21 protein-coding genes are annotated in these 20,549 nt (G+C 65.9%); 10 read left to right on the top strand and 11 right to left on the bottom strand.

Annotation, left to right across the window (positions count from 1 at the left end; translation table 11 throughout):
• Positions 1-15: 15 nt before the first annotated feature.
• The 3 genes from P1K88_RS14285 to kce all read right to left on the bottom strand — a co-directional run bounded on the left by P1K88_RS14285 (position 16) and on the right by kce (position 2,141).
• Positions 16-414, bottom strand: coding sequence for a nuclear transport factor 2 family protein (locus P1K88_RS14285; RefSeq protein WP_276410899.1), 399 nt, complete (start codon positions 412-414; stop codon positions 16-18).
• Positions 415-485: 71 nt separating this feature from the next.
• Positions 486-1,148 carry a cyclase family protein gene (locus P1K88_RS14280; protein WP_276410898.1) on the bottom strand — a complete coding sequence of 221 codons (663 nt, stop codon included), beginning with the start codon at positions 1,146-1,148 and terminating at the stop codon, positions 486-488.
• Between the two features lie 57 nt (positions 1,149-1,205).
• Positions 1,206-2,141 (bottom strand): 3,5-dioxohexanoate:acetyl-CoA acetone transferase, encoded by a 936-nt coding sequence (kce, locus tag P1K88_RS14275; protein ID WP_276410897.1) that lies wholly within the window; start codon positions 2,139-2,141, stop codon positions 1,206-1,208.
• Positions 2,142-2,229: 88 nt separating this feature from the next.
• Between kce and P1K88_RS14270 the strand changes: the two genes are divergently transcribed.
• Complete coding sequence (locus P1K88_RS14270) at positions 2,230-3,024, top strand: SDR family NAD(P)-dependent oxidoreductase (protein WP_276410896.1); 795 nt, start codon at positions 2,230-2,232, stop codon at positions 3,022-3,024.
• 76 nt (positions 3,025-3,100) lie between these two features.
• Here the strand turns inward: P1K88_RS14270 and P1K88_RS14265 are convergent, their stop codons facing one another.
• The 3 genes from P1K88_RS14265 to P1K88_RS14255 all read right to left on the bottom strand — a co-directional run bounded on the left by P1K88_RS14265 (position 3,101) and on the right by P1K88_RS14255 (position 5,534).
• Positions 3,101-4,060, bottom strand: coding sequence for a sugar ABC transporter substrate-binding protein (locus P1K88_RS14265; protein WP_276410895.1), 960 nt, complete (start codon positions 4,058-4,060; stop codon positions 3,101-3,103).
• A gap of 15 nt (positions 4,061-4,075) precedes the next feature.
• A complete protein-coding gene (locus P1K88_RS14260; protein ID WP_276410894.1) occupies positions 4,076-4,402 on the bottom strand; it encodes a hypothetical protein in 327 nt (108 codons plus the stop codon).
• 142 nt (positions 4,403-4,544) lie between these two features.
• Positions 4,545-5,534: an ABC transporter permease gene (locus tag P1K88_RS14255; RefSeq protein ID WP_276410893.1), complete on the bottom strand. Its 990-nt coding sequence runs from the start codon at positions 5,532-5,534 to the stop codon at positions 4,545-4,547.
• 225 nt (positions 5,535-5,759) lie between these two features.
• On the opposite strand from P1K88_RS14255, the gene P1K88_RS14250 reads away from it, so the two are divergent.
• Both P1K88_RS14250 and P1K88_RS14245 read left to right on the top strand, forming a co-directional pair.
• Entirely contained in the window at positions 5,760-6,533 is a 774-nt protein-coding gene (locus P1K88_RS14250; RefSeq protein WP_276410892.1) for an ATP-binding cassette domain-containing protein, read from the top strand.
• 42 nt (positions 6,534-6,575) lie between these two features.
• Positions 6,576-7,025: a hypothetical protein gene (locus tag P1K88_RS14245; protein ID WP_276410891.1), complete on the top strand. Its 450-nt coding sequence runs from the start codon at positions 6,576-6,578 to the stop codon at positions 7,023-7,025.
• A gap of 226 nt (positions 7,026-7,251) precedes the next feature.
• On the opposite strand, the gene P1K88_RS14240 is transcribed toward P1K88_RS14245, so the two are convergent.
• The 3 genes from P1K88_RS14240 to P1K88_RS14230 form a co-directional block, all read right to left on the bottom strand.
• Positions 7,252-8,322, bottom strand: a complete 1,071-nt coding sequence (locus P1K88_RS14240; RefSeq protein ID WP_276410890.1) for an alcohol dehydrogenase catalytic domain-containing protein — start codon at positions 8,320-8,322, stop codon at positions 7,252-7,254.
• Between the two features lie 72 nt (positions 8,323-8,394).
• The gene (locus P1K88_RS14235) at positions 8,395-10,590 is read right to left on the bottom strand and encodes an LUD domain-containing protein (protein ID WP_276410889.1); all 2,196 of its coding nucleotides are present in this window, start codon (positions 10,588-10,590) and stop codon (positions 8,395-8,397) included.
• A complete protein-coding gene (locus P1K88_RS14230; RefSeq protein ID WP_276410888.1) occupies positions 10,583-11,095 on the bottom strand; it encodes an LUD domain-containing protein in 513 nt (170 codons plus the stop codon). The genes P1K88_RS14235 and P1K88_RS14230 overlap by 8 nt, the downstream gene beginning before the upstream one ends.
• A gap of 176 nt (positions 11,096-11,271) precedes the next feature.
• Here P1K88_RS14230 and P1K88_RS14225 point away from each other — a divergent pair, with 176 nt between their 5' ends.
• From P1K88_RS14225 to P1K88_RS14210, 4 genes are all read left to right on the top strand, one after another.
• Positions 11,272-12,294 (top strand): NAD(P)-dependent alcohol dehydrogenase, encoded by a 1,023-nt coding sequence (locus P1K88_RS14225; protein ID WP_276410887.1) that lies wholly within the window; start codon positions 11,272-11,274, stop codon positions 12,292-12,294.
• Between the two features lie 99 nt (positions 12,295-12,393).
• The gene (gene aldA / locus P1K88_RS14220; RefSeq protein ID WP_276410886.1) at positions 12,394-13,854 is read left to right on the top strand and encodes an aldehyde dehydrogenase; all 1,461 of its coding nucleotides are present in this window, start codon (positions 12,394-12,396) and stop codon (positions 13,852-13,854) included.
• A 174-nt stretch (positions 13,855-14,028) separates the two neighbouring features.
• A complete protein-coding gene (locus P1K88_RS14215; RefSeq protein WP_276410885.1) occupies positions 14,029-14,271 on the top strand; it encodes a hypothetical protein in 243 nt (80 codons plus the stop codon).
• Positions 14,255-15,022: an SDR family NAD(P)-dependent oxidoreductase gene (locus P1K88_RS14210; RefSeq protein WP_276410884.1), complete on the top strand. Its 768-nt coding sequence runs from the start codon at positions 14,255-14,257 to the stop codon at positions 15,020-15,022. Before P1K88_RS14215 ends, P1K88_RS14210 begins: the two co-directional genes overlap by 17 nt.
• Before the next feature lie 567 nt (positions 15,023-15,589).
• Here P1K88_RS14210 and P1K88_RS14205 read toward each other — a convergent pair.
• Positions 15,590-16,456, bottom strand: a complete 867-nt coding sequence (locus P1K88_RS14205; protein WP_276410883.1) for a fumarylacetoacetate hydrolase family protein — start codon at positions 16,454-16,456, stop codon at positions 15,590-15,592.
• A gap of 83 nt (positions 16,457-16,539) precedes the next feature.
• Here P1K88_RS14205 and P1K88_RS14200 point away from each other — a divergent pair, with 83 nt between their 5' ends.
• From P1K88_RS14200 to P1K88_RS14190, 3 genes are all read left to right on the top strand, one after another.
• Positions 16,540-16,671: a hypothetical protein gene (locus P1K88_RS14200; protein WP_276410882.1), complete on the top strand. Its 132-nt coding sequence runs from the start codon at positions 16,540-16,542 to the stop codon at positions 16,669-16,671.
• Between the two features lie 459 nt (positions 16,672-17,130).
• Positions 17,131-17,505 carry a hypothetical protein gene (locus P1K88_RS14195; protein ID WP_276410881.1) on the top strand — a complete coding sequence of 125 codons (375 nt, stop codon included), beginning with the start codon at positions 17,131-17,133 and terminating at the stop codon, positions 17,503-17,505.
• A gap of 33 nt (positions 17,506-17,538) precedes the next feature.
• Positions 17,539-19,086, top strand: a complete 1,548-nt coding sequence (locus P1K88_RS14190; protein WP_276410880.1) for a carboxypeptidase-like regulatory domain-containing protein — start codon at positions 17,539-17,541, stop codon at positions 19,084-19,086.
• Here the strand turns inward: P1K88_RS14190 and P1K88_RS14185 are convergent, their stop codons facing one another.
• Complete coding sequence (locus P1K88_RS14185; protein ID WP_276410879.1) at positions 19,087-20,304, bottom strand: vWA domain-containing protein; 1,218 nt, start codon at positions 20,302-20,304, stop codon at positions 19,087-19,089.
• Positions 20,305-20,549 lie beyond the last annotated feature (245 nt).

The following is a 20,549-nucleotide window of genomic DNA, read 5'->3' as shown; positions in this document are numbered from 1 at the left end:
CCCGACCCCCGGGGTTCAGTCCCGGAAGTCCGGGACCTCGTCGGGAATCTCGGTCAGAATCGCGCTGTAGTCGAGGTAGACCCGTAGCGCCGTGATTTCCCCGTCCGCGAACTCCATCACGTCGACCAGCCCGACGCCCTCGTAGGACCGGCCCGCGGTCGTCTCGCCCTCGATGGTCCCCTCGCAGACGACGGTCGACCCGTCGGTGTAGAACCGATCCATGTGGTGACTCCCGCTGGCGAAGAACTCGGCGTTCAGTTCGAAGAACTCGCGGACGGCCTCCCGGCCCCGGAAGATTCCTTCGCGGGGCGATTTCAGCACCGCGTCGTCGGCGAACAGTTCGACCACGTCTTCGACCGAGGCCTCCGGGTCGTCCGACCGTTCGAAGTACTCCCTGGCGATATCTACTGACATCGTCACTTCCTCCCACACGCAGCGGCCACTTATTTCTGACGCGCTCCGGGACGGAGAGCGCGACGACGGACCTACTGGGGCCGGACGAGCAACCGGACCTGTGACCCGTCGCGGTTCGCGTACGGAATCGGGGTGCAGATGACGTCGTACCGGCCGGGCGAGACGCCCTCGAGGTTCGCGACGCCCTCGACGATGAGGATGTCCTCGGGCAGGAGCGTGTAGTGGACGTGGTGTTCCTCGAGGGTCGCCCCCGGTTTGTCCGCCGAGAGCGCGTCGATGGCAACGCAGGCGATGTCCCGTTCGACCATGTACTCGGCGGCCGACTCCTCCGGATAGACGAAGTTCTTGAGGTACGTCTCGGTGTCTGCCGGCGCCATCCCACAGTCGAGTATCAGGTAGTCGCCGGCCTGGAGGTCGTGGGCCTCACACTGGGCCGCCAGCTCGTCCCGCCCGATACCCTCCCCGGGGGCCTTGTCGGTGAAGTCACAGACGACGCCCTCGGTCACCATCTCGTCGACGGTGATCTCCTCGATAGTCCGGTACTCGTCCTTCGAGAGGAAGTGCGTCGGCGCGTCCATGTGGGTCCCGCAGTGGGTCTCGAGGTGCAAGAGCGTCGAGTTGTAGTCGTCTTCCTCGAGCGTCGCGTAGTCCTCGAACTCCGGTTTCGGGTGCAACGGTGGGAGCGTCGGGCTGTCCTCGGCGAGCGTCTGGGTGAGGTCTATCCACTCGCTCATACGCCGACTGTCACCCGCCAGGAGTATAGTAACTGGGGCCGGGTTCCGGCCGTGCGCTCAGAAGTCGGTCGCCGCCTGGCCCTTCAGGCCCAGGAACTCGCGGGTCTCGGCCGGCGTCGCTATCTCCCGCCCGGTCACGCTGTGGGTGAGATCGACCAGTTTCTCGACGAGCTGGGCGTTGCTCTCGGCCAGCTGGCCGCGAGCGAGATAGAGGTTGTCCTCCAGGCCGACGCGGGCGTGCCCGCCGGCATCGACGGACTGGAGCGCGCGGGCGAACTCCGACCGCCCGGCCCCGATGACGGAGTACGAGAACTGGTCGCCGAACAGTTTCTCCGCGATGTGGACCATGTGGCTCAGGTTCTCCGCGTCGGTGCCGATGCCGCCGTGGATGCCCAGCACGAACTGGACGTGCAGCGGCGGCTCCAGGTACCCCCGGTCGAGCATGTGTTTCGCGTTGTAGAGGTGCCCGACGTCGTAACACTCCAGCTCGGGCTTCGTGTCGTGTTCGGCGAAGGTGTCGAGCACCGTCTCCAGGTCCTCGAACGAGTTCGGGAATATCAGGTCGCGGGTCCCCTCGAGGTACTCCCGTTCCCACTCGTACTCGAACTCGTCGTACTTCTGGAGGAGGGGGTAGAGGCCGAAGTTTATCGACCCCATGTTACAGGAGGCCATCTCGGGCTCCAGTTCCGGGACGACGCTGACGCGCTCCTCGACGGGCATCGTCGGCGCGCCACCGGTCGTCGGCTGGACGATCACGTCCGTCTCGGCCTGTATCTCCGCCGCGACCTGTCTGAACAGGTCGAGGTCGGTCTGTGGCTCCCCGGTCTCCGGGTCCCTGACGTGGATGTGGACGATGCTGGCGCCGGCCTCGGCGGCGGCGATGGCCTCCGACGCGATCTCCTCGGGCGTCACCGGCAGGTGCGGGGACATCGTCGGGACGTGAATCGCGCCGGTCACCGCACACGAGACGATGACTGGTTCGAGCGTTCGCATACTCCCTTGTGTTCGCCGCCCCCAAATCAATCTACGGGTGTGGCGTGCACCCAAACGCCTATCAGGTATCCGAACGCTCCATCGACACATGGCGAGCGCAGAACTGACGATTCCTGGCGAGAGCGCGATAGTCACGGCGAGCGGCAGCGGCATCGGGAAACACATCGCCGAGCACCTCGCGTCGGCGGGCGTCGACGTGGTCGTCAACGACATCGACGCGGACGCGCTGGCCGCGACGGCGAGCGAGTTCGAGTCCCTGGAGGGTACTGTCACGCCCGTCGCCGGCGATGCGAGCGACCCGGACGACATGGCCGGGGTCGTCGACGAGGCCGTCGACGAGTTCGGTGGCCTGGACATCCTGGTCAACAACGTCGGCATCGCCGGCCCGTCCAAACCCATCGAGGACATCACCCACGAGGAGTTCATGTCCACCCTGGAGGTGAACCTGGGCGGGCACTTCAACGCCACGCGGGCGGCGGTCCCCCACCTCCGGGAGGCCGACGCGGGGCGCATCGTCAACATCTCCTCGATGAGCGGGAAGCGCCCGCTCACCTACCGGACGCCCTACACCACGGCGAAGATGGGCATCATCGGGTTCGTCCGGACGCTGGCCGAGGAGGTGGCCGACGACGACGTCACGGTCAACGCCGTCTGTCCCGGCAGCGTCGAGGGCCCGCGCCTGCGCGAGGTCATCGAGGGGCAGGCGACCAACCAGGACCGCCCCTACGACGAGGTGGAAGCGGAGTTCCGGGCCGTCTCGCCGCTCGACGCGTTCACGCAACCCGAGGACGTGGCCAACGTCGTCCTGTTCCTGTGTTCCGAGCAGGCGAGCCACATCACCGGGCAGGACGTGAACGTCACGGCCGGCATCTGCAAGCATTGAAAACGGGAGAAGAGAACGGCAAATCGAGGCGAATCGAACGTAGCTGGGGGAGAGCGTCCGACAGACGGGCGCCGGCTTACGACAGCGGGTCGCCCTGCGGCGAGAGGTCGAGGTCGGCCGTCTCGGACTCCATGCCCAGGCGGCTCTCGGCGAGCTTGGGCCAGTGCATGTCGTTGTCGACGTTCTCCGGCCCCATGATGTAGGTCGGCACCGTGTAGCGCGGGCCGTAATCCGTCTGTTCGATCTCCGGTTCCTTACCCAGTTCCGCGCCGTAGTAGAACCGTTCGGGCTTGATGACGTCGGTCGCCGTCTCGCCGACCGGAATCACGTCACGGGCACCCTGGCCGATGGCGTACTCGTCGAGCAGGTCGACACAGATCTGGCCGTACGCGACCGGGTTCTGCATCGAGATGAAGTCGATGTACCCCTCGTTCATCCACTTCACGTCGCTGAGGTAGCCGTCGACGGCCCCGACGAAGATGTGCTCCTCGTTGCCGCGGTAGTACAGCTGGTCCTGGCGGTCGAGCGTCTGGACGACGCCGGCCAGGAAGCCACCCGAGGAGGCGTTGAGGACGGCGTCGACGTCCTGGTTCTGCGAGAGCCACTCCGTCGCGGAGGTCGAGAACTCCTCGGGGGAGCCGCCGCCTTCGACGTTGTGGAACTCCAGCCCGGAGTTCGACGCGATCTCCTCCATGCGGTCCCGGGTCCCCTTCATGCGCTGGTTCCAGGCGAAGGAGCCGAGGAAGCCGTGGAAGTAGACGACCTTCGTCCCTTCCAGGGAGCCGTACTTGTTCCGGAGTTCCTCAGCACACCGGTCGGCGAGGTTCTCGCCGGCGAGGTAGTTGTCGAACGCGACCGTGACGGTCGCCTCCCTGGACGCTGGTGTGTCGACGACGCCCACCGGGATGCCGTCGTCCATCGCGTTGCTGATGGGTGACTGCTGGGCCTCGCTGTCGACGGGGTCCGTGATGATAGCCGCCGTCTCTTCTCGCGTCGCGAGACTCGAAATCTGGCGGTTCAGCTGCTCGCTGTCCATCTCGGCGCCGATGAGCTATGAATCGTAGCCGAGCTGCTCGGCCTCGTACTGTGCGCCCCGGGCCGCCGTCCGGAAGAAGAACGCCGACAGGGACTTCATCGGGATGCCGATGAGGTTCCCGGCGTCGCTGCCGCCGTCGCTGGATCCGCCGTCGCTGGACCCGCCGTCACCGCCGGAGCCACCGTCGCCGCCGGAACCGCCGTCTCCGGAACCGCCGTCGCCGCCCGAGCCACCGTCGCTCGAACAGCCGGCGAGGCTCCCGGCGCCGAGAAGCCCGGCCGCACCGAGTGCTTTCAGATAACTACGCCGCGTCTCGTCCGTGGAGTCGCTCCAGTCGGTCATGATTAACAGGCGTAAACCTACATGCACATGCTACAGTCTGGTACTTAACTCTTTTGCACCGAAAGAAACGGAATTAATATTTCATCCGCGCCGCCCGGCCGGAGGCGGACGGCGACGACCGCAGGAAAGTGGCTCCGTGGCGTCACTCCGTCCTGTAGGTCCGCAGCCCACCGAGGATGATCGCAGAGAGCACCAGCACCCCGGTAAAGAGCCGAACGTTGTACCCGCTGACGCCGGCGATGGTCAGGCAGGTGTCGATCATCTGGAGGAGGAGTGCGCCACCGACGGCCTGGTGGATGCTGGCCTGTCCGCCGGTGAGTCGGATGCCGCCCAGAATCGGGGCCGCGATGGCCGGCAGGAGCCGCCCCTGTCCGAAGGTGGAACTGATGATGGCGAGGCGGGAGGACAGCAGGAAGCCGGCCAGCGCCGAGAGCACCGCACAGATGATGAAGGCGTTCCGGCGGACCTTCTCGGTGTTGACACCGGCGCGGCTGGCGGAGTCCTCGTTACCGCCGGTCAGCAGGAGGTCCTGTCCGAAGGGCAGGCGCGTGAGCACGAGGTGGGCACCGACGGCGATGACCAGGATGGCGACCAGGATGAGGCTGATGCCCGCGTACGATTCGTTCCCGATGAAGGTATAGGCCTCGCCGAATCCGGAGATGGTCGCCCCCTGCGTGAACACGAACAGCACCCCGATGAGGAGGAAGTACGTCCCCAGCGTGGCGATGAGCGAGTCGATCTCGAGTTTGTTGACGAGATAGGCGTTCGTCAGCCCGATGGCCGCCGCGACGAGTGGCAGCCCGATGCCCACGGCGACGATGAACGGCACGCCCAGGGACTTGATTAACCACGTCGCCACGAAGGGTGCCACGCCCATCGTGCCGACGATAGAGAGGTCGATCTCCGCGGCGGCCATCACGAACGTGATGCCGATGGCCAGCACGACCAGATCGACGGAACTGATGATGACCTGATTGACGATCCGCACTCCCCAGACCTGCGGGAACAGGGCCGACATGCCGAGATACACGACGGCCAGCAGCGGCCAGATGAAGTACTCTTTCAACGCCTCCGTCAGTGGGTTCTGACTCGAATCGAAACCTAACGAGTCAGCGCTCAATTCGAACGCCATATGGCCACTGTAACGGTAATGCTATTTTATTCTTACTGTTGGGTGATACCGACAGACACGGTTGGGGCGGTGAACTCTCGGCTCGCGGGCGCCCGCCCGCGAACCGGCAACCGTGGCTCCCATCGGTCGGCACTGAGGTGCAGTCTCCCGGTTTCATGGGCCGGTCGGCCGTCGGCCCGTCCACGGTAAATATAAATAGGGGGACTACATTATTCCTCACAATCAATGTCCAGTCAAGAGACCGTAGAATCGACGGAATCGACCCAGGAGCCCGTGTTGAAAGCCGAGAACGTCTCGAAGAGCTTCGGGACAGTGCAGGCCCTCGACGACGTCTCGTTCGAGCTCGGGGACAACGAGGTGGTGGCCCTCGTCGGCGACAACGGCGCGGGCAAGTCGACGTTGCTGTACTCTCTCGTGGGCCTGCACAACATCAACGAGGGGCAGATAACGTACCGGTCGGGCGCCACGCTCACGCCCAACAACCAGGAGGAGGTGCTCGGGTCCGAAGTCGGCGTCGTCCACCAGGACATGGCGCTGGTCGGCATCCGCCCCGTGTTCGAGAACGTCTTCATCGGCCGGCAGATCACGAAAGACTACCTGGGGGGACTCGTAAAGTTCTCCGACAAGAAGGCGATGCGCCGCGAATGCGAGATGATGCTCGACCAGCTCGGGTTCGACCTCCCGGTCAACAAGCAGGCCCAACTTCTCTCCGGTGGTGAGCGCCAGATTCTCGCGTTCGCCCGTGCGATCTACCCCGACCCGCCGATTCTCGTCCTCGACGAACCGTTCACGGCCCTCTCCGAGGACATCATCAACAAGCTGATGGACACCATCAACGACCTCAAGGACGACCACTCGATCCTCATCGTCAGCCACAACCTGGAGATGGTCCGCGAGATCGCCGACCGCATCATCGTCATGCGCCGTGGCGAGAAGGTCGCGGACCTCTCGGGCGAGGAGATCGAGCGCGAGGACATCCTGCGTCTCATGATCGGGTGACGTGTCGGTGACGACTGCAGCGACGTGGGGTCCCGAAGGACGATGACCCGCAAACGTAGCGTTCTGGTCGGACTCGCTCTGGTCGTCGGCGCCGTCTTCGCCGTCCAGATCGGCTACGGCGGCCTCCCGCTCCAGGACGGCGCACGGAACGTCTCCATCCAGGCCATCGAGGACGACCCCGACCGCTACGTCGGGGAGCGAGTTACGGTCGAGGGGTGGTACCAGGGTGGCATCATCCGGGACGCGAACCCCGTCTGTGCCAACACCAGAGAGGGCCTCCAGAAGGAACCGTACGGGACGCTCTATGTCATCGTCCCCGAGAACTCGACGCTGTACACCGACTACAAGTACCGGTTCACCGGGGTCCTGCGGGAGGGGTCGGCCGTCGACCGCGTCATCCCGGAGTCCGAGCCCGTCTTCCTGCCCGAGTCGATCGAGTCGCTGGGCAAGGTCGGCGACTGCAGTTTCGACCCGGACACCGGGACGAACTGACCGCCTGGCGCCAGCCGCGACTGTGTCTGTGACGTTTGCCGTCCCCCGCGCAGTTCCCGGTTCGCCTTCCTCGCGCGCACTCGCGAACAGACTACGCCACGGCATGTCGAATCTACCGACACAGCATGCCGAATCGCTGGCACTGCATGTCGAGCCACCGTCCGGCAGTGCAACCGCTCGCCGGTCGTGAGGGCCCGAAAGAATCGCGGGGGTGACTGCGGGAGCGTTACTCGAAGTCGGTGATGACTTCGACGCCCTTGGTCTCGAAGTTCGTCATCGCCTCGAGGCGGTCGTTGATGTCGTCGAGTGCGACGTGCTTCGTGACCAGCTTGTCCGGCTGGATCTTGCCCTTGTCCATCAGGCGGAAGAGCTCGTCGTAGCGGTGGGGCTGGAAGCCCTTGGCCGTGATGCAGTCGATCTCCGAGTGGAGCATGTAGTCGATGGGCATGTCGATGCGCCCTTCCTCCTCGGAGGTCGTGATACCGATCTGGACGTGGGTCCCGGTCGGTTCGACGCTGTTGATGGAGTTCAGGCAGGTCGTCCGGATGCCCAGGCCGTCGACGGAGATCTGGGCCCCGCCGTTCGTTATCGTCTGTATCTCGCCGGGGACGTCCTCGATGTCGGCGCCGTTGACCGTCTCCACCGCGCCCATCTCCTCGGCGAGGTCGAGCTTGTCGTCGTCTAAGTCGACGGCGATGACGTTCCCGCCGAGCGCGTCGGCGACGTTGACCGCCGAGAGGCCGATGCCGCCACAGCCGTGGACGGCGACCCAGTCGCCGGCGTCGATGCCCGAGCGGTCCGCGATGGCGTGGTAGGACGTGACATAGCGGCAGCCAAGGCCCGCCATCTCGTGGGCGCTGATGCCCTCGGGGATGCGGGCGAGGTTGAAGTCGGCGTTCGGGATGCGCAGGTGCGTCCCGAAGGCGCCCGGCTGGGCCGCGTCGTCGAACCCGTAGTGGAGGATGTTCTCGCACATGTGGGCGTCGCCGTCGCGGCACTTGTTGCACTTCCCGCAGACGATGTTGAACGGGACGACGACCTGGTCGCCCTCGTCGAAGTTCTCGATGTCGTCGCCGGTCTCCAGGATTGTCCCTGCGGGCTCGTGGCCCAGAATGTTGCCCTTGGTGACAGCGCCGCCTTCCAGCCACGCGTAGTCACCCTGCCAGCCGTGCCAGTCGCTCCGGCAGATGCCACAGGCCTCCGTCTTGACGAGTACCTCGTCGTCGGCTATCGTCGGAGTGTCTCGTTCTTCGATCTCGAGCGGTTCGCCATAATCTTTCAGTACAGCACCTCGCATGATATTAGATACCTCATGGACTGCGATTATTAATCTTTCTCCTCTGCGCGACCGGGACGCGGACCCGGCGACTCAGTTCCGGTCGAGCAGCTGGATCGGGTGGCGCGTCTCCGCGCGCAGCAGCGAGTCGAGCTGCTCGATACACGAGGTGCCGCTGGCGACGACGGTGCGCTCGTCGGCCACCGGGTCGAACTGGGCCGCCAGGTCGGCCCCGACGTCCATGCTGATGTCGTAGTACTGGCTCTTGTACCCGAAACTACCGGCCATGCCACAACACTCGGCGTCGGAGGTGACGACGTCGTAGCCCAGGTCCGCCAGGACGGCCTCGGTGTAGGTCTCGACGCCGAGCGTGCGCTGCTGGCAGTGACTGTGGTAGGCGACGCCCGCGCCGTCGGCGCCCGGCAACGCGTCACCGTCGGCCCCGTTTTCCAGCAGGCCGTAGACGTACTCGAAGATCTCGTAGCTGCCGTCCGCCAGGCTGTCGTAGGCAGACTCCGGGAGGAGCTTCTCGTACTCCCGCTGGAACATGGCGTAATCGCTGGGTTCGACGACGACGACGTCGTACCCGTCCGCGACGTACTCGCCCAGGGTGTCGGCGACGGTCCGGGCTTTCGACCGCGCCGTCGAGAGCATCCCCTGGGAGAGGGGCGCGCGCCCGGACCCGGCCACCGAGGGGACGGTGACCGAACAGCCCAGCGCCTCCAGCACGCGGACGGCGGCCTTGCCCCGTTCGGTCTGGACGTAGTTCGTGTACACGTCGGGGTAGAGGACGACCCGACGCTCGGGGTCCGTGACCTGCGCGGTGCGGTTGCGCGCCCACTCGACGAGCGTCGTCCGCTCGAAGGTCGGCAGGTCCCGCCGCGCGTCGACGCCGAGGAACCGGTCCATCGCCTTCCGTGCGAGGCCGGTCCCCGCGACGGCGTTCGAGAGCGGCGCGGTGGCGCTCCCGAGTTTCGCCACCGTCTCGAAGTTCCCGAAGAACCGCTTTTGCAGCGGCGTCCCGGACGGTTCCTCGTCGGGGACCAGGCCGTCGACCAGTACGTCGCTGTAGTCGGGTTCAGCGTCGTGGTTCAGTCTGTCCCTGACGACGGTGTTTATCCACGGGATGTCGATCTTCACCGGGCAGGCGTTGACACAGCTGGAACACCCCGTACAGAGGTCGTTGAACTCGCCGGCGACGTCCAGCCCCTCGATGCCGGCCTCCCAGCCGGTCGCGATACCCCCGGTGTACGTCTCGCCGCCGAACTCGTGGCCGCCGACGCTCTGGAAGTTCGCACAGGAGTTGGCACACGCGCCACAGCGGATGCAGTACAGTGTCTCGCGCAGGTCCTCGTCCTCGCGCATCGCCGTCCGTCCGTTGTCGACCAGCACGAGGTGAAAGTCCCGGTCCGCGCCGGCCTCGCTCATCGTGGGGTCCTCGGCCCCATCGAAGTCGAACGCGGGCGTCTCGACGGGCGGGGTCAGAATCGAGAGGTACTGCGTGATGTCCTGGCCTGTCGAGGCCCGGGAGAGCAGTTCCCCGAACGGGTGCAGCTCCTCGATGGAGGGGATGATCTTCTCGATGCCGCCGACGGCGATGTGGGTGTCGGGGATCGAGGCGCACTTGCGGGCGTTGCCCTCGTTGGTCACCAGCGCGATGGACCCGCTCTCGGCCAGTACGAAGTTCGCGCCCGTGATGCCGACGTCCGCCGCCTCGATTCGCTCGCCGAGGTACTCCCGGGCGAACTCGGTGAGCTTCTCCGCCGAGTCAAGTCGCTCGTCGGGGTCGAACTCGGCCTCGAAGAGCTCGGTTATCTCCTCGCGGGAGATGTGCAGTGACGGCCCGACGATGTGAGACGGTTCCTCCTGGGCCACCTGGATGACGAACTCGCCGAGGTCCGTCTCCCAGACGTCGACGTCGGCGGACTCCAGCGCGTCGTTGAGGTGGATCTCTTCGGTGGTCATCGACTTGGACTTGACCACGCTCTCGGCGTCCTCCTCGGCGAGGAGCCCCTCGATGTGCTGGGTCGCGTCGGCGGCGTCCTCGGCGACGTAGACGGACCCGCCGTTAGCCTCGACGGCCCGGCGGGTTCGCTCGATGAGGTCCGGGAGCCGGTCGATGGCGTCCGCCTTTATCTCCCTGGCTCTCGTCCGGTAGTCCTCGTAGTTCTCGACGCCCGCGACGGCATCGTAGCGCTGTTCGTTGAACAGCTGGGTGTTCTTCCGTATCTCGTTGTGGTCGCTGCCGGCCCCTGTACTCGTCGACTGGGTGTGGTCTGGTTCACTCATTGTCTTCGATGATGATGACGTGTTCCGTCGAGGGGCCGTGGACCCCCTGGACGAGCGCGCCCATGTCGCCGGTCGCACTCGGTCCCGTCGCCATGACGAACGACTGGCGACCGGCGTCGAACTGGTCGCTCAGCCACCCGAACGCCGCCGTCAGGTCGGGTTCGACGTCCGACGCGCGGACGACGGCGACGTGGCGCTCCGGGTACAGCGAGACGAGCTCGTCGCCGCCCGCGGTCGATTCGATGGCTACGGTCCCCAGTTCGGCGATGCCCAGCGGACTGCCGGTCACGCCACAGGCGGCGGCCTGGAGGGCCGACCGGGACGGGTCCACCGTCACGCTCGTGTCCGCGAGCGAGACGTCCTCGAAGGGCAACGGGGCGCCCACTGCCGGTGTCTCGATGGCCGCCTCGAGCGCGTCCGTGAATCCCTCGGGGTCGACGGTGGTCGACGTCGCGTCCACCTTCGCCAGTGACTGTTCGAACGTCGCTACGCTCCCGGTCTTCATATGCCCCCACTGGGCACAGTGATAGTTAAAACTTGCACTCCCGTGGCTGGGCGTCTTCGACCGATTTCGCCCCGTCTGAGCGACGCGGACTGTCTATGATCGTTGGACGCGCCGTTCGGCGGCGCCGCTCCGCCGAGACAAGATTTAACACGGGGACCGACGCACGTTCACCTGCCATGCAAGCGGCCGTCATGACAGACATCGAGACGCTGCAGTTCGAAGAGCGGGAGCGACCGACACCGGACGAGGACGAGGTGCTGGTCAGGATAGCCGACGTCGGCATCTGCGGGTCGGACCTCCACTACTACACCGAGGGGAAGATCGGCGACTTCGTCGTCGAGGACCCCATCGTCCTCGGCCACGAGTGTGCGGGCGAGGTCGTCGAGACGGGTGACGGCGTCGACAGCTCGGCGGTCGGCGACCGGGTCGCCATCGAACCGGGCGTCCCCTGTCGGCGCTGTGAGTTCTGCAAGCGGGGGGAGTACCACCTCTGTGCCGACATCACCTTCATGGCCACGCCCCCGGACGACGGCGCGTTCGTCGAGTACGTCGCGTGGCCGGCGGACTTCGTCTACACCCTCCCCGAGAGCGTCTCCACCGCGGAGGGCGCGCTGTGTGAACCGCTCAGCGTCGGTATCCACGCGAGCAGGCAGGCCGACATCGAGTCCAACGACACCGTCCTGGTCACGGGCGCGGGCCCCATCGGAATGGTCGCGATGGAGGCGGCCCACGCCGCCGGCGCCGGCGACGTCTACATCTCCGACGTCGTCGACGTGAAGCTCGACCGTGCCAAGGCCCGCGGCGCCGCGGGAACTATCGACGTGACCGAACGTGACCTCGCCAGCGCCGTCGAGGACCTCACGGACGGCCGGGGCGTCGACAAGGTCATCGAGGCCTCCGGGGCCGCGCCGGTCTACGGCGCCGCCCTCGACGCCGTCCGGCGCGGCGGCACGATGACCTGCGTCGGCATCGGCGAGGAGGAGATCCCCTTCAACTTCACCCGGGCCACGAACAAGGAGGTCAAGATCCACGGCTCCTTCCGATACAGCAACACCTACCCGGAAGCGGTGGACCTGCTCCGGCGGGACGCCGTCGACGTGGCAGGTATCATCGACGACGAGTACTCCTTCGACGACCTCACGACGGCGCTCGAAGCCGCACAGGACCCGGGCGTGGTCAAGACGATGGTCTCGATGTAGCGCCACGGGTTTCGCCGCCCCTCCGGACTCGCTCGCGGTCCGCACCGTGATAGATTGTCGCAAATATTATTACGGCACGGGAAGCAAATCAAACTGACAATGTCATCGCAGACACTGTACGTCGACGGACAGTGGATCGAAGCGGCAAACGACGAGCGCATCGAGGTGCTGGACCCGGCAACGGAGGAGGTCGCCGGGACCATCGCGAACGCCACGGAGTCCGAGGTGTTGTCTGCCGTCGAGGCCGCGAACGAGGCACAGAAAGAGTGGGGGCTCCGCCCCGCACCCGAACGCGGCCAGCTCGTCCGTGACATCGCCGACGTGCTCATGGACCACCAAGAGGAACTGGCCGAACTCATCATGGCCGAGCAGGGCAAGCCCCGCGGGCAGGCGATGGGCGAGGTCGCGAGCGCGGCCGACATGTCGAACTACATGGCAGAGTGGGACCGGCGCATCGAGGGCGACGTCGTCCCCGGCGACTTCCCGAGCGAGAAGCTGACCCTGGAGCGACGCCCCCACGGCGTCGTCGCGGGCATCATCCCGTGGAACTACCCCATCGCGCTGTTCATGCGAAAGACCGCGCCGGCGCTCGTGACGGGCAACACCATGGTCGCAAAGCCCAGCTCGAACACGCCGCTCGCGACGGTCCGCGCCGTCGAACTCATCGACGAGCACGTCGACCTGCCCGACGGCGTCGTCAACCTCGTCACGGGCCACGGCTCGACGGTCGGCGACACCCTCGTCACCGCCGACGGCGTCGACATGGTCACCATGACCGGCGACACGGGCACCGGGAAGGCGATCAACGAGAGCGTCGCGAGTTCACTCAAGCCAGTCTCGCTGGAACTGGGCGGCAAGGCCCCGGCCATCGTCTGGAAGGACGCCAACATCGAGGCGGCCGTCGAGGACGTGCTCACCGCCCGCATCGCCAACACCGGGCAGGTCTGTACCTGCGCCGAGCGCATCTACGTCCACTCCGACGTCGCCGAGGAGTTCACCGACCGCCTCGTCGAGGCCGCCGAGGACGTCGTCGTCGGCGACCCGCGCGACGACCCGGACATGGGCCCACAGGTCAGCGCCGCCGAGCTCGAGGCGACCGAGAACGCCGTCGAGACGGCCGTCGCACAGGGTGCGACGCTCCGGACCGGCGGGTCGCCACCCGAGGGCGAGCAGTTCGACCACGGCTACTGGTACCGGCCGACCGTGCTGACCGACGTCACCCAGGACATGGACGTCATCCAGGAGGAGGTGTTCGGCCCGGTCAGCCCCGTCGTCGAGGTCGACTCCATGGACCAGGCCATCGAGTACGCCAACGAGTCTAAGTACGGCCTCTCCTCGTACCTCTTTACCAACAACTACCAGCTCGTCAACCGCGTCATCGACGAGCTGGAGTTCGGTGAGACCTACGTCAACCGCTCCATCGGCGAGTCCTGGCAGGGCCACCACATCGGCTGGGACGAGTCCGGTCTCGGGGGCGAAGACGGCAAGTACGGCATGCTGAAGTACACGCAGCTGAAGACCATCTACCACAACTACGAGAACCCGGCTGGCTCGAACTGAGCGTCGGATACTCGTTTCTCGCGGCTCGCTCCCGTCGGTGACGACCGGGTTGGGGGTCTGTCCCACTCCATCCGGCAGGAACTGTCACTGCACGCCCAGCGGTAGCACCGGTGTGACACCCTCTCGCCACGTACTGAGGCTGTCGTACCGCCCCGGCCCGCGTCGGGGCTGTCGATGCGGCCGACGGACGTCGACGTCCTCGTTCCCCGCCGGGGGACCCACGGACTGTCGAGCGAGGACTACGCCCGGGACCTGGGCGACCGGCTCCCGGACGCGAACGTCTCCGACCCGGAACCGCTCCCCGCGGCCCACCGCCTCGGGGCGTCGAGAACGTCGTCCTCGACCCGATCGACTGACGAGCCCCGATATTTATGTACCGACCGCCAGATACTCCGCCCGCATGTCAGTACTAGATAGGTTCCGACTCGACGGAGAGACGGTCATCGTGACCGGCGGCAATCGCGGCATCGGCAAGGGCATCGCCACGGGCATGGGCGAGGTCGGCGCGAACGTCGTCATCGCCAACCGGACCGCGGAGAGCGGCCAGGCGGCCGCCGAGGAGATCGCCGACGAGACCGGTGCCGAGACGGCCGCGATACCCACCGACGTCACCGACGAGGCGGAGGTGCAGGCGATGGTCGAGGAGACCGTCGACCGGTTCGGGGATGTCGACGTGCTGGTCAACAACGCCGGCGTCGCCATCCACGAACCCGCCGAGGAGAAACCGCTCGAGAACTGGCAGAAGACGCTCGACATCAACACGACCGGTGCGTTCATCTGCGCGAAACACGCCGGCCGGGAGATGATCGACGGTGACGGGGGCTCTATCGTCAACATCTCTTCGATGTCGGCGTTCGTCGCCAACTACCCGCAGTGCCAGGTCGACTACCAGGCCTCAAAGGGGGGGCTGGAGGGGCTGAAACTCCAGCTGGCCTCCGAGTGGGCCGAACACGACATCCGCGTCAACAATATCAACCCCGGCTACATCGAGACGGACATCCTCACCGACGACGAGGAGCTCATCGAGACGTGGAAGTCCGAGATGCTGCTCGACGAGTTCGGGACGCCGGAGGACATCGCGCCGCTGGCGGTGTACCTCGCGTCCGACGCCGCGGCCTACGTGACGGGGTCGTCGTTCCTCATCGACGGCGGCTACATGGTCCGGTAACCTCGTTCGCCGGTGGTTCCCTGGTTCAGAACCGGGACAGGACTATTCTCGACGAGTGCTGGACGACCTCCTCTTTTCCGGCCTGACTGAACGGAGGTTCAGACTGAGTGGCAAGCAGCGGTGCGCGGTAGCACCTGCCGGGGCTGTCGACTCGTCCAACAATGTTGGAAATATCTGCACGTCATGAAAAAACACTATAAACCATGGTGCTAACACAGGTACGACTGTTATCTCAGACTGGGGGCGCCGGATTCGGCCGTGACAGACGTTTACTATTGTTGGACAGTTTGGGATATGCGCCGCTCGACCGGGGGGCACACCCCCTGTCTCGGGCCGTCACCGCCAGGGTCCTCTGAGCGAGAGATTCGTCACTAGAGACGATATAATTGCTGTATGTCGGGAGTTCGGAAACACCCGTACTCGTCTTGGGCCGTCGCGTACCAGCGTACTCACCGACACCGGTGCAGGGGGCCGGCGAGCGGGGGTCGGCCCGGGGCGACCGCGCGGTCTCCGCGTCTGTGTTCACTCAGTCTGAACGGCGATCCAGCTCCCCGTCTCCCGCCGTCGTCAGACCATCGTCGCCGGGTTCATCAGCCGACCGATACCGTCGATGGTGATGTCGATCTCGTCGTCTTCCGACAGGGTGAACCCCTCGTCCGGGACCAGCGAGGTGCCGGTCAGCAACACTGCCGAGTCGGGCACCGCGTTGTGTCGCGTGAGATAGGAGACCAGTTCCTCGCAGGTCCGGACCATCTCGCCGGTGGACGTCTCGCCCTCGTAGCGTATCTCGTCTCCGTCCGAGATGGTCATCGACATCGTGAGGTCGTGGGGGTCGCCGATGGACTCTGCGGACACCACACACGGGCCCAGCGAGCAGCTGCGGTCGTAGACCTTCGCCTGTGGCAGGTAGAGCGGGTTCTCGCCCTCGATCGACCGACTGCTCATGTCGTTGCCGATGGTGTACCCCACGATGTCGCCCCGGTGTAACACGATACCCAGTTCCGGTTCCGGGACGTTCCACTCCGAGTCCCGGCGGATACCGACCGCGTCACCCGGTCCGACGATGCGGCTCTGTGTCGCCTTGAAGAATATCTCCGGCCGGTCGGCGTCGTAGACCTGGAGGTACATCTCGGGCATCCCGCTCTCTGCCTCGCGGGCCTGCTCGCTTATCTCGTAGGTGACGCCGGCAGCCCACACCTCGTCCGCGGCGACGGGGACGGCGACCGCCTCCTCGTCCGGCACGTCCACGACGTCGGCCTCGTCGAGCAGCCCCCTCGCGATGTCGTCGACGGACTCGTCTGCCACGTCTGCGACGTGGGCGAGGTCGTCGAAGTCTGTCACGGCGGGCCGGGCCGAGGTCAGGTCGTAGGCCGTTCCGTCGTCGAGTGCGACCAGGTGGAGACGTTCCTCTACTGCGGTGCGATAGTAGCGCATGTCGTATCTGTGCGCTGCCCGGGGACTTGGCATTTCCGGTGGTACCAAAACACTCTCCCGTCCGGACCGAGTGGCGCCCACGAATGGGAGAGACGTACCACAGTTACGTCGACAGAGCGTGGATCGAAGCCGAAACCGGCGGGACCTACCGCGAGCAGGGCGACGCTGGCCTGGACTTCGATACCGTCTCCAAGACCGTCTACCTCAACTACTAGGACCGCCGGCCGTGCGGGTTCGGCCGGTTCGTTCGTCCACTCCGGAGTTACTGGTGCATTCCTCCTTTCTCTCCCCAAAATAGACCCAGACACGCTCGTATTGGCTCCCTGTCGGTGGTTACTCGAATTGAGCCGCCAAACTGTCTTGATGGGGGTGGATAGCCCCTCTCGATGTAGAGAATTCGCCCCTTCGTGCGTACAATCGACACGCGTGTGGCTGCCAGAACACCTCCGACTCCCGAGAGACCGACGTCTGGAGCGCCGGAGTCCGGGAAAAGTCTAGTACAGTCGTTGCGAAAACCAACCCGAAAATGTCAGAAGACAACACGCAGTTCGGGGTCGGGGCGGGTCAGTTCTCCTACGAGGACGTCCTGACGCGCATCGGGTCCAGTTCCGAGCTCCTGATGGACGTCCTCGAGATCCTGACGGCGTTCATCATGGTGGGGCTGTTCGCCATCGGTGTACCGCGTTGTTCCCGAACCACTTCCCGAGCGCCTTCGCGCGGTTGCGAAGCGCGACGTCGGCCTCCCGGGTGAAGGCGGCGTCCCAGTTCTCCGCCCGCAACCGGTCGCCGTGTCGACGTCCGCCTCCCGGTGGAAGGTCGCGGCCTCAAAGCTCGCGTCGTCGTTGTGCCCGTTCGCGCTCCCTTCGAACTCCGCCGCCTCGTCGCCGAACCGACAGCTCGAGAGGTCGGCCTCGTCGACGAACAGCGTCCGCTCGAAGCGGGCGTTCCCGCCGAACGCGACGCTCGTGAAGTCAGTGAAGCGTATCTCGTCGGCGTCGACGGGCGCGGCGGCGACCGCCGGCGCCCAGGGTTCGCCGGCGACGAGCTAAATTTTTTACCGATCGTCGGCGAACGATCGATCAATGACCGAGGCTCGGCCGATAGAGGGGGACGATCCGTACGAGAAACTCGGGGTCGAGCGGACGATGACCCGCGAAGAGATCTTGGACGCCGCGAACACGCTCAAGAGCAAGAAGGACCTGGAGATCAAACAGCGCAAGGGCGCCGGCGACGAGGAGGGCTACAAGGAAGCGACGGACGCCGTCCTCGAGATCAAGGACGCCATCAGCTGGATCGAGAGCAACCACCCCGCCGAGGGCCACCCCGAACCGACCACCCTCTCGCTGGACGTCGGGACGCCGAAACCGACGGTCGACGACACTGTCGAGTTCAGGGTCACGTCCTCGGACGGCCCGGAGTCGGGCATCGACGTCGAATCCGACCGCGGCCACAGCACCGTGACCGGCAGTGACGGGACGGCGTCGATGACGTTCGACACCGCGGGGAACGTCGAGGTCCGGACCAGCGGCGGCATGAACTACCACGAGGATTCCGCGACGCTGGACGTCCAGCCCCGGCACATCGACCTCGATATCGTCGGCATGCCCACGGAACTAGCGGTGCGCCAGCGCGAGCGCCTCCGGGTGACCGACAGCTCGGGCACCGGCGTCGAGGCGATCGCGGTGCTCGTCGACGGCGATCCGGTCGGACGCACCGACGCCGACGGCTACGTCGAACTCCAGTTCGACTCGACGGGCACGCGGACTGTCGAGGCGAACGCGAACGACACGAACTCGGTGACCTACGCCCCGGCCACCGCGGAGATCGACGTCGTCGAGGAACAGATTCCGCTGCGCCTGCAGGTGGCGACCAACCAGATACGGGTGGGCGAGGAGACCACGTTCAGGGTCGTCGACGACGCGGGCACCGGGGTCAGAGACGCCGTGGTCGAGGCGGCGGGCGGCCCGACCGGGAGCACGGACGGCAACGGCGAGACGACGCTGACCTTCCAGCACCCCGGGTCCTACGAGGTGACGGTGTCGAAACAGACCGACGCGGCGGACGTCAACTACGTCGAGCAGACGACCGACCTCCACGTCCACCGGGGGGACGCGTCGCTGGCCGTCGGGCAGACGCGCGGGTCCTTCGAGGAGGGCGGCGAGGTGGAGATACAGATCACCGACACGAGCGACACGGGGGTCACCGACGCCACGGTCACGACCAACCACGGGCACCAGGCGACGACCGACGCCGACGGGTGGGTGTCCCTGACGATGCAGAGCGAGGACGACCTGGAGTTGACAGCCGAGAAGTCGTCGGAGCGGTTCGAGTTCAGCCCCGTCGAGGAGACGTTCACCGTCTCGGAACACCAGCCGGAACTGTCGATGGCGGACGTCCCCCAGGTGGCCTCGCCCGGCGACCAGGTCAGCGTGAAGGTCGTCGACGAGAACGGGACGCCGGTGTCGGGCGCCGTCATCCACTCCGCCCGGCGGGCCGAGACCTGGGAGACCGGCGAGGACGGGGTCGCCACCGTCGACCTGATGGACCGGACCGGCATCGAGACGCTGACCGCCGACAAGCCCTCGCTCTCGGTGAAAGAACAGGCCGAACAGCGGATCCTGCTACAGTAGTCAGGCGTCGTCGTCCCACTCGCTGAGGACGCGCGAGACGTCGTCTTTCGCCTCCTTCTCGTCGCCGGTCTGTTTCATGTCGTCGATCACGTCCTCCATCTTGGCCACCGTGGACTCGGTCACGTCGTCCTCGCGCTCCCACTGGGCGATCTTCGTCTCTGCCTCGTCGGGCCCCGCTTCGAGGGCCGTCTCCATCACGTCGCTGATGGCGACGTCGTCGAGGGCACCCTCGTCGTCGGCCGCCTCCTCGACGATGACGCCGGCCGCGATTTCGACCGCCATCTCGTCGCTGACGGTCTGGGTCGCCGTCTCGAGGGTCGCGTCGAGTATCTTCTGTTCCTCCAGGCTGGCCTCGCCGTCGACGAACAGGTCGAGACGGACCTTCGACTCCTTGCCCGCTATCATGTCGTCCATGCTGACGGTGCAGTCCTGTCCCTCCCACTCGGGGTCCATCGTGCTCTGCTGGTCACCGTGGGTGTGATAGACGGATTTGATGTCGGCGAACTGAGCCGGCGAGAGGTGGAGGTCAGGGTTCACCGCCCCGACCCCGCGGGCCTCCGAGAGCTTCCGGTCGAAGAACCGGCCCAGCTTCTGTGGGTTGCCCACGTCGGCCCACTCGCCCTGGGTGCGCTCCGCGACGGTCTTGATGACGTCCTGGCGGTAGTTGCGGATGCCGGCGCTCTGGACGGTGATGCCGCTCTCGTCGAACTCGGTGTCGAGGCGGTGCTCGTCGATGGAGCTCCCCCCGTCGGTGATGAGCACGACCCACTCGACGGGTTTGGCCCCGCTGTCGAGCGAGAGGAGGCCACCGAGCGAGCTCGACCCCGACGCGGCCATCTGGCCGAGCAGTTCCTTCGACCGGGCCAGGCCGTTCATGATACTCGTCCCGCCGCCGGCACCCAGATTCGAGATCGCCGCGTGACTGTCGCTCGCGTTGTCGCCCCGGGTGGGTGAGACGAGCACCTCGGCGCTACTCGAGAAGGCCACGACGCCGAAGACGTCCTGCTTCCGGAGACCCTGTGTCGCCTGGATCAGCCCCTCTCTCGCGACCTCGATGTCCCGGCCCGACATCGACCCGCTCTTGTCGATACAGAAGACGACGTGGACCGGAAGCGGGTCGTCCGGCGGTTCGACGTCGAAGTCGATGGCGCCGGTGAACCGGTCGCCACCCACCTCGATCGGGTTCTTCTTCGGATACGCCGATAGTTCGACTGGCATACGTATGCCTGCAATCCGTGATGTCATATATCTTATCACGGTTTCGGGGGTGGATTTAACGGCAACGCCCCCCGCACGAAGGTGTGCCCCCGAGCGACCGCCGGGACAACGGCTCCGTGACCTGTCGGGGACGCCACCTGGCCCAGCTATCGTATCGGCGGCCCATAGTTACGATCGGCTGACACGACGGGCGTGTTGCTCGTTTCCCCGTCTCGGGTATTGGTATTTGCTGAAGCACCGCAAGA

This window comes from Haloarcula halobia (genome assembly GCF_029338255.1).
GTDB classification, from domain to species: Archaea; Halobacteriota; Halobacteria; order Halobacteriales; family Haloarculaceae; genus Haloarcula; species Haloarcula halobia.
This window is presented reverse-complemented; position numbering and strand designations above follow the sequence as displayed.